The sequence below is a fragment of the Bacillus cereus group sp. BfR-BA-01356 genome (assembly GCF_022663635.1).
Classification (GTDB): domain Bacteria; phylum Bacillota; class Bacilli; order Bacillales; family Bacillaceae_G; genus Bacillus_A; species Bacillus_A cereus.
Genome location: NZ_JAKUFX010000186.1, coordinates 1 through 9,114 on the forward strand (window position 1 = coordinate 1; position 9,114 = coordinate 9,114).

The following is a 9,114-nucleotide window of genomic DNA, read 5'->3' on the forward strand; positions in this document are numbered from 1 at the left end:
CTAGAAATATCTTGAGACGTCCAAGTATTTTCTTTATTACTGGACTCTTATTAGAGAGTAAAACTAAGCCTGAGATAGGGCTTAAATATTAATATACGAGGGGTATATGAAATGAAGGAAGGAGATCGCGTAAAGGATGCGGTTCAAAAGGCTGGTGGTTTTTTATCAGAAGTAGATATGAAAAAAGTGAATTTAGCACAAATTGTACAAGATCAAATGCTCCTTTATATACCGAGTAAAAATGAATCAGAACAAGGGGTGCTTACTTCTTCTAAGGAAGATGGCAAGATTCGAATAAATACAGCGGCGAAAGAACAACTAGAAAAAATTACAGGGATTGGCTCTCGAAAGGCAGAAAGTATTTTGAAATATCGAGAAGAACATGGTCCGTTTCAGAAAATAGAAGATTTATTAGAGATTGATGGGATTGGTGCGAAGTCTCTTGAAAAGATAAAAGATCAAATTATTATTCCGTAAAAGATTGACGAAGTTTTTCTTCTTTCGCTACACTACAAGTAGACAAAAAAGTAGGTGAAAAATATGGAACGAATTTCATGGGATCAATATTTTATGACGCAAAGCCATCTACTATCTTTGCGTAGTACATGTACAAGGCTTGCGGTAGGAGCGACAATCGTTCGCGATAAACGAATTATTGCTGGTGGATATAATGGTTCAATTAAAGGTGGCGTACATTGTATAGATGATGGTTGTTACGTAATCGATAATCATTGTGTTCGGACAATTCATGCTGAAATGAATGCTTTATTACAATGTGCCAAGTTTGGTGCGAAAACAGAGGAGGCAGAAATTTACGTTACGCATTTCCCTTGTTTACAATGTTGTAAGGCAATTATTCAAAGTGGTATTACAGCGGTTTATTATGCGCAGGATTATAAAAATCATCCATACGCCATAGAGTTATTTGAACAAGCGAATGTAACAGTGAAACACGTTCCGCTAGAATATGATATTGCTGCATTAGAGGATCAAAAACGTTATACAGAGTTGAAAGAATTATTTGCGTCTTTAGAAAAAGATAATTTATCAATGGAAGAATTACAGCATGTATTCACGAAAGCAAAAATGATGCTATAAGGAGTGAGTATAAGTTGCAAGAACAATGGGGGTATGTTGCAATCTCGTTTATAATAGGGATTGCAATTGCCTTTTCCTCGTCACTTTTATTGATAGTTTTTTGCCTCTTTTTAAATGTTTTCTTCTGTTTATATCGCACTTCGCGTAAAACCTTCATTTTTTGTATTGTAGCGTGCTTTAGTAGCGTTATATACACTTCCTATGTTCAAACGTGGAATAAGCCTCTAGGGGAGTCCTATGGAGTTACAAGAGGGGTTATACAAAACACACCACTTGTTAATGGGGATCGCCTATCTTTTCAATTTGAAGATCAGAATAAAAATATAGTGCAGTTAAGTTATAGAATAAAATCAGCTTTGGAAAAGAAAAAAATGCAACAATTATACGCAGGGATATCATGTGTATTCGAGGGTGAGAGGAAAGAACCGGAAACAGCTCGGAATTTTCATGGTTTTAATTACCGTGATTATTTATACAAACAACATATTCATTTCACATTTGAGGCTACATATATTTCTGAATGCTATAAAACATCACTGTCGCTTACGCAATGGATTCTTCTTTTGAGGCAACAAGCAATCTCGAAAGTTACAGAAATGTTTCCAGAGCAATCAGGTGCTTTTATGAATGCATTACTATTTGGTGATAGACAACAAATGACGTTTGAAGTGGAAGAGCAATATCAACAATTTGGTCTTGTACATTTGTTAGCAATTTCAGGTTCGCACATTGTATTGTTAATGGTAATAGTATATTTTATTTTGCTAAGAAGCGGTGTGACAAGGGAGGTAGCAACAATTTGCCTTATCGTTTGTATTCCTTTGTATATGGTTTTAGCAGGGGCGTCACCCTCTGTTATAAGAGCTTCTATAACAGGAGTTTTGATGTTGATTGCTTTTATGTGCTCGATTCGTTTGTCTAGTTTAGATGCTTTAAGTGTAACAGCTATATGCATGCTTATATATGACCCTTATCTTGTTTTTAATATTGGATTTCAGTTTTCTTTTGTAGGTAGCTTCGCTTTACTTTTGTCTGCTCCGTTATTGTTAGGGAGTAGCAACGGAGTAATCCGGAATTCTATTTATATTTCTATCATTTCACAGCTCGTTAGTACTCCGATTTTGTTATATCACTTTGGTTATTTTTCTCCATATAGCATTCTCCTCAATCTCTTATACGTTCCGTTTTTATCTATCATTGTATTACCATGTAGCATTATTATTTTACTGTGTATGCCAATTGTCCCGTTTCTCGCAAAAGGATTTGCCGATGTATTATCAATAGGCTTGAGTATGTCTAATGATTTTCTAAGTTATTGTGAAAGTTTACCATTTACCCAGCTTATCTTCGGGGAAACGCCCCTCAATCTTGTAGCTGTATATTGCGCGAGTATTGTCAGCATATTGATGGTTTGGGAAAGAAGAGCGCCGAAAAAAATAGTTTGTATAGTTGCAAGTGTATTTCTTTTTATTAGCACATGTCATTATATATATCCATATTTTAGAGGAAGCGGAAGTGTAACATTTATTGATGTTGGACAAGGTGATGCAATATTAATTCGCCTTCCGTATGATAAAGGGATTTATCTTATTGATACAGGTGGAACGCTTCGTGTGAATAAGGAAGAATGGCAACAAAAAAAGCATGAATTTTCTGTTGGGAATGATGTTTTAATACCCTTTTTACAAAAAGAAGGTATTAAAACAATTGATAAATTAATCGTAACGCATGGAGATGCAGATCATATAGGTGCTGCACAAGAATTATTATCATATATACCTGTAAAAGAAGTGGTATTTGGCCGAAAGGGAAAAGATGCAGTATTAGAAAAAGTAGTCAAGAAACAGGCATTAGAAAAGGAAATGAAAATAACTGAAGTGGGGGAAGGGGCGAGTTGGAGTGTAAATGAAGCGGAATTTTTCGTTTTAGCTCCAAAAGGAAAAGAAAAAAGCGAAAATAACGCTTCAATTGTAATATGGGCAAAATTTGGAGGGTTGAAGTGGCTATTTACAGGCGATTTGGAAGAAGAAGGGGAAAAGATTTTAGTAGAGGCATATCCAGATTTACAAGTGGATGTTTTAAAAGTTGCTCATCATGGGAGTAATACGTCATCTATAGAGCCTTTTTTGAACGTCATGCAGCCTCGTGTAGCGATTATATCTGTTGGTAAGCAGAATATAGGTATGGACACCCGCATAAAGAAGTGATAGAGCGTTTTGAGAAGATGGGGAGTGCGATATGGCGCACGGACAAGCAAGGTGCTATTTCCTATGTTTTTAAAGGGGAAAATGGAACCTTTAAAAGTAAAATCACATATGATAAAACACATAATAGATGAAAAAGAGAAGACTGCCATGAAGTGGCAGTCTTTAAGAACCGATAAATTTAATAACAGTTGCAATGATGAAAAGTGTTGCGAAAAAACCAAATGAGACGATAAATCCTACCCCTGAATCAATAGCGTCATTGCGTTTACTTTGAACGTTTTGTTCAAAATCATTCATTTAGAATCCCTCCCCAACATTCCACTTTAGTATAAAATATTGTCAGAAAAAAATCTACAATTTCCATATGAAGAGAAAACGAGCTTTTTTGCTACTTTTAAATCATGAAGTAATGTGAGTTTTTCGTTTCCAAGCATGTTAACAGTTGGCACTTATACTCAAATTTTTATTGCGAATAATAAAGGGAAGGTGATTACCGCACACCAATAAGAAACCCGGGGCTTATTGCGTGGCGTTTAATATAAATAAAGGGACGGGTTATAAAGCCTGTTCCTTTGTACTTGTAAAACAAAAGCTAGGGCATTAGTATAAATATATATTGCCAAGTTAGGGAGTAGGAAAAAGTATGAGTGATATACATAAAAAAATTAAAAAGAAACAGTTTGCTCCGTTATATTTACTATATGGAACGGAAGCTTTTTTTATAAATGAAACGATAAAGCTTATTACGACAGAAGCACTTGAAGAAGAAGATCGAGAGTTTAATGTTGTGACATACGATTTAGAAGAAGCGTATTTAGAAGATGTGGTTGAGGATGCGCGTACGCTTCCTTTCTTCGGAGAACGGAAAGTATTGTTAATAAAATCACCGTTATTTTTGACTTCGCAAAAAGAAAAGTTAGAGCAAAATATAAAAATTTTAGAAGAATACATTGGTGAACCTTCTCCATTTTCTATTCTTGTTTTTGTTGCACCTTACGAAAAACTTGATGAGCGAAAAAAAATTACAAAACTATTAAAGAAAACAGCAGATGTAGTAGAAGCAAATGCGATGCAAATACAGGATGTTCAGAAATGGATTGTTGCTCGTGCAGATGAAGTGCATGTGCATATTGATAACGCGGCTGTTAGTTTGTTGCTAGAGCTTGTGGGAAGTAATGTAACAATGTTGGCGAAGGAAATGGACAAGTTAACGTTATACGTTGGTATGGGTGGAGAGATTACGACGAAACTTGTTGCAGAGCTTGTGCCAAAATCCGTTGAGCAAAATGTATTCGCTTTGACAGAAAAAGTGGTGAAAAAAGATATTGCAGGTGCAATGCAAATTTTGGATGGATTATTTACGCAGCAGGAAGAGCCGATTAAATTGCTTGCGTTATTAGTGAGTCAATTCCGCTTGTTGTATCAAGTGAAAGAGCTACAGCAACGTGGTTATGGACAAAATCAAATTGCGTCTCATATTGGTGTACATCCGTATCGCGTGAAGTTGGCAATGAATCAAACGAAGTTTTTCTCTTTTGAAGAATTAAAAAAAGTGATTATAGAATTAGCGGAAGCTGATTATAGTATGAAGACGGGAAAGATGGATAAGAAACTTGTGCTCGAGTTTTTCTTAATGCGATTAAATCATATGTGATGACACAAAAAAGTTCATGTACTAAGTACATGAACTTTTTTGTATATAAAAAAACGATCCAAATGGATCGTTTTTTAAACGCCTTACGCGTTTACTTGTTTCGCTAAGCGAGATTTTTGACGAGCTGCAGCGTTTTGGTGGATAAGACCTTTACGAGCTGCTTTGTCAAGTTTTTTAGAAGCAGTTTTGAAAGCTTCTTTAGCATTTTCAAGATCGTTATTAGTAACTAAAGCTTCTACAGTTTTAACAGCAGAACGCATGTCAGACTTGATAGAAGCGTTATGTGCACGACGCTCTTCGCTAAGTTTAGCGCGTTTGATAGCAGATTTGATGTTTGCCATACTTTTCACCTCCCTGGTGCAATCGAATGACTCGATTCTTACATAGAACAAGTGATATTCTATCAAACGGTGAAGAGAATTGCAATAGTATATCCATGAAATTTCACGTAAAGGAAAGAATGACCTTATATAACTTTGGGAAATCTAACGATATTTACTATGAATTACGGAGGAGATACGATGAAAGAACCATTAGATTTAAGTAAATATAGCATTAGAACTGACCTTGCTGTAGAAGCTCATCAAATGTTGCAAGAAAGCCAAGAAGAACAAAAAGGGATACAGGGAGTTATTGTAAAAGAGAGAGAAGAAGAGGGGACTATAATTACAAAAGTAACAATTGATGAAGCTGCCTCTGAAGCGATGGGTAAAAAGCCTGGAAATTATTTAACGCTTGAAGTACAAGGGATACGTCAGCAAGATACAGAACTTCAACAAAAAGTGGAGCGTATTTTTGCAAAAGAATTTTCTTGTTTCTTAGAAGAGGTTGGAGTTACAAAAGAAGCAAGCTGTTTAATTGTAGGTCTTGGGAATTGGAATGTAACACCAGATGCTCTTGGACCGATAGTTGTAGAAAATGTATTAGTAACGAGACATTTGTTTCAATTACAGCCTGAAAGTGTAGAAGAAGGGTTTAGGCCTGTTAGTGCAATTCGGCCGGGGGTAATGGGAATTACAGGGATCGAAACGAGCGATGTTATTTATGGGATTATTGAGAAGACGAACCCGGACTTTGTAATTGCAATTGATGCATTAGCTGCCCGTTCTATTGAACGAGTAAATAGCACGATACAAATTTCTGATACTGGAATCCATCCTGGATCGGGGGTTGGGAATAAACGTAAAGAACTAAGTAAAGACACATTGGGTATCCCTGTTATCGCAATTGGTGTTCCGACTGTGGTCGATGCTGTTTCGATTACAAGTGATACGATTGATTTTATTTTGAAACATTTCGGCCGAGAGATGAAAGAAGGAAATAAACCTTCACGATCTTTGTTACCAGCGGGATTTTCATTTGGAGAAAAGAAAAAATTAACAGAAGAAGATATGCCGGATGAAAAGAGCAGAAATATGTTTTTAGGTGCTGTTGGTACGTTGGAAGAAGAAGAAAAAAGAAGGCTGATTTATGAAGTGCTATCTCCTCTTGGTCATAATTTAATGGTAACCCCAAAAGAAGTAGATACTTTTATTGAGGATATGGCGAATGTAATAGCGAGTGGTTTAAATGCGGCGCTGCATCATCAAATTGATCAAGATAATACGGGAGCATATACACATTGAGGGGAACAGATGATTATCGTTTGAGTCGCTTTACGCTTTTGTGTATATGTAGTGTGGCTTTATGTTTACTTATGATGATAGCAGGAGTGGCACTTGCTAATCATGGTTTGAAAAGTATGAAAGGTTATCAGCAATTGTCATATGAACAAATAGCTCATATGACAGGGACAGAAAGTGCAGGTGCTGAATCAGAAATTTTGGGTAGCTCGTTTTCGGCCTCAGAAAAACAACAACAGTTAGAACGTTTAAGAAGTTTTAATGTTGTAGAAGGAATTGGGATGGCAGTAGCAAGTGTAGCTTATGAAATGACGAAGTTCGGAACGGATATCGTTGTTGGGAAAATAAAAGGAATTTTTAGCTAAGAGTAACATGGGAGGCGGTTGTTTTACTGGTTTGTAAGACAGCCGTTTTAAAATTTGAAAAGGGTTTGTCTCTTATGGTTTATTCGCATAAGATATAGATAGAATGATTTGTATCGTAAGCAGCACGAGTTTTCATTGAATCTTTGTTGCTCTATTGATATAATCAGTGCTAGTGTATATTGGCGAGACTATTAGGAGTTGAGAACATAGATGAATAAAGAAGAAAGAGCAAAAAGACAGTCCAAAATCCGTAATTTCTCTATTATTGCTCATATTGACCACGGAAAATCAACGTTAGCAGACCGTATTTTAGAGAAAACAAACGCGTTAACACAACGTGAAATGAAAGCTCAGTTGCTTGACTCTATGGATTTAGAGCGTGAGCGTGGTATTACAATCAAATTAAACGCAGTACAATTAAACTATAAAGCAAAAGATGGTGAAGAGTATATTCTTCATTTAATTGATACACCAGGACACGTCGACTTTACGTACGAAGTATCTCGTAGTTTAGCGGCTTGTGAAGGCGCGATTCTTGTAGTAGATGCAGCGCAAGGTATTGAAGCGCAAACGTTAGCAAACGTATACTTAGCGCTTGATAATAATTTAGAAATTTTACCAGTTATTAATAAAATCGACTTACCGAGTGCGGATCCAGAACGTGTACGTCAAGAGGTAGAAGATGTAATTGGTTTAGATGCATCAGAAGCGGTACTTGCTTCTGCGAAAGCTGGAATTGGTATTGAAGAAATTTTAGAACAAATTGTTGAAAAAGTACCAGCTCCGGCGGGTGATTCAGAAGAGCCGTTACAATGTATGATTTTCGACTCTTTATATGATCCATACCGCGGTGTAATTGCTTATATCCGTGTTGTAAATGGAACAGTAAAAGTTGGCGATAAAGTACGTATGATGGCAACGGGTAAAGAATTTGAAGTAACAGAAGTAGGTGTATTTACACCGAAAACTACGCAACGTGACGAGTTAACGGTAGGTGATGTAGGTTTCTTAGCAGCATCGATTAAAAATGTTGGTGACACACGCGTTGGTGATACGATTACACATGCGAAACGTCCAGCTGCAGAGCCGTTAGCAGGTTACCGTAAGTTAAACCCGATGGTATTCTGTGGTCTGTATCCAATTGACTCTGCTCGTTATAACGATTTACGTGATGCATTAGAAAAATTAGAGTTAAACGATTCTGCCCTTGAGTTTGAACCAGAAACATCTCAAGCGCTAGGATTTGGTTTCCGTTGTGGTTTCTTAGGACTTCTTCACATGGAAATCATTCAAGAACGTATTGAACGTGAATTTAAGATTGACTTAATTACAACAGCGCCAAGCGTTATTTATAAAGTTTATTTAACTAACGGTGAAGATGTTATTGTTGATAACCCATCTAATATGCCAGATCCACAGTCTATCGATCGTGTAGAAGAGCCGTTTGTGAAGGCTTCAATTATGGTTCCGAATGACTATGTTGGAGCTGTAATGGAGATTTGCCAAGGTAAACGTGGAACGTTTATTGATATGCAATATTTAGATGAAACGCGTGTTACATTAACATATGAAATCCCGTTATCAGAAATCGTATATGACTTCTTTGATCAATTGAAATCAAATACGAAAGGGTATGCATCATTTGACTACGAGTTAATTGGCTATAAACCATCTAAACTTGTGAAAATGGATATTCTTTTAAATAATGAACAAGTGGATGCTTTATCATTTATCGTACACCGTGATTCAGCGTATGACCGTGGTAAAGTAATCGTAGAGAAATTAAAAGAATTAATTCCGAGACAACAGTTCGAAGTGCCAATTCAGGCGACTATCGGAAATAAAGTTGTAGCACGTTCTACAATTAAAGCGATGCGTAAAAACGTACTTGCAAAATGTTACGGCGGTGACATTTCTCGTAAGCGTAAACTTCTTGATAAGCAAAAAGAAGGTAAAAAACGTATGAAGTCTGTTGGCTCTGTAGAAGTACCGCAAGAGGCATTCATGGCTGTACTGAAAATGGATGACAACTAATATTTGAAATAAAAAAGAAGTCGTTTTGTACTGACCCCTGTCAAGTAGACAGTAATTAAAACGCATAGTTAAGAAGCCTGAGTTCGATATTCGTATGGACTCAGGTTCTTTAATTTTTTCTGAAAACGATGGTG

At 36.4% G+C, this 9,114-nt stretch carries 7 protein-coding genes and 2 pseudogenes; 7 read left to right on the forward strand and 2 right to left on the reverse strand.

The window, feature by feature from the left end; translation table 11 throughout:
• Window positions 1–99: 99 nt before the first annotated feature.
• The 3 genes and pseudogenes from MR168_RS31005 to MR168_RS31015 form a co-directional block, all read left to right on the forward strand.
• Window positions 100–477: pseudogene (locus tag MR168_RS31005) on the forward strand (helix-hairpin-helix domain-containing protein); the annotation flags it as partial.
• Between the two features lie 63 nt (window positions 478–540).
• On the forward strand, window positions 541–1,098 hold the full coding sequence (locus tag MR168_RS31010) for a ComE operon protein 2 (RefSeq protein WP_000439769.1): 558 nt from the start codon (window positions 541–543) through the stop codon (window positions 1,096–1,098).
• 14 nt (window positions 1,099–1,112) lie between these two features.
• Window positions 1,113–3,436: pseudogene (locus MR168_RS31015) on the forward strand (DNA internalization-related competence protein ComEC/Rec2).
• A 31-nt stretch (window positions 3,437–3,467) separates the two neighbouring features.
• On the opposite strand, the gene MR168_RS31020 reads toward MR168_RS31015, so the two are convergent.
• Complete coding sequence (locus MR168_RS31020) at window positions 3,468–3,602, reverse strand: YqzM family protein (RefSeq protein WP_000997609.1); 135 nt, start codon at window positions 3,600–3,602, stop codon at window positions 3,468–3,470.
• Window positions 3,603–3,948: 346 nt separating this feature from the next.
• Here MR168_RS31020 and holA point away from each other — a divergent pair, with 346 nt between their 5' ends.
• A complete protein-coding gene (gene holA / locus MR168_RS31025; protein ID WP_001279916.1) occupies window positions 3,949–4,959 on the forward strand; it encodes a DNA polymerase III subunit delta in 1,011 nt (336 codons plus the stop codon).
• Between the two features lie 83 nt (window positions 4,960–5,042).
• Here the strand turns inward: holA and rpsT are convergent, their stop codons facing one another.
• The gene (gene rpsT, locus MR168_RS31030; protein ID WP_001274011.1) at window positions 5,043–5,300 is read right to left on the reverse strand and encodes a 30S ribosomal protein S20; all 258 of its coding nucleotides are present in this window, start codon (window positions 5,298–5,300) and stop codon (window positions 5,043–5,045) included.
• A 180-nt stretch (window positions 5,301–5,480) separates the two neighbouring features.
• On the opposite strand from rpsT, the gene gpr reads away from it, so the two are divergent.
• From gpr to lepA, 3 genes are all read left to right on the forward strand, one after another.
• Window positions 5,481–6,584, forward strand: coding sequence for a GPR endopeptidase (gene gpr / locus MR168_RS31035; protein WP_000662616.1), 1,104 nt, complete (start codon window positions 5,481–5,483; stop codon window positions 6,582–6,584).
• Complete coding sequence (locus MR168_RS31040; protein ID WP_086411443.1) at window positions 6,581–6,946, forward strand: YqxA family protein; 366 nt, start codon at window positions 6,581–6,583, stop codon at window positions 6,944–6,946. Before gpr ends, MR168_RS31040 begins: the two co-directional genes overlap by 4 nt.
• Window positions 6,947–7,156: 210 nt before the next feature.
• Window positions 7,157–8,980 (forward strand): elongation factor 4, encoded by a 1,824-nt coding sequence (gene lepA, locus MR168_RS31045; protein WP_001030949.1) that lies wholly within the window; start codon window positions 7,157–7,159, stop codon window positions 8,978–8,980.
• Window positions 8,981–9,114 lie beyond the last annotated feature (134 nt).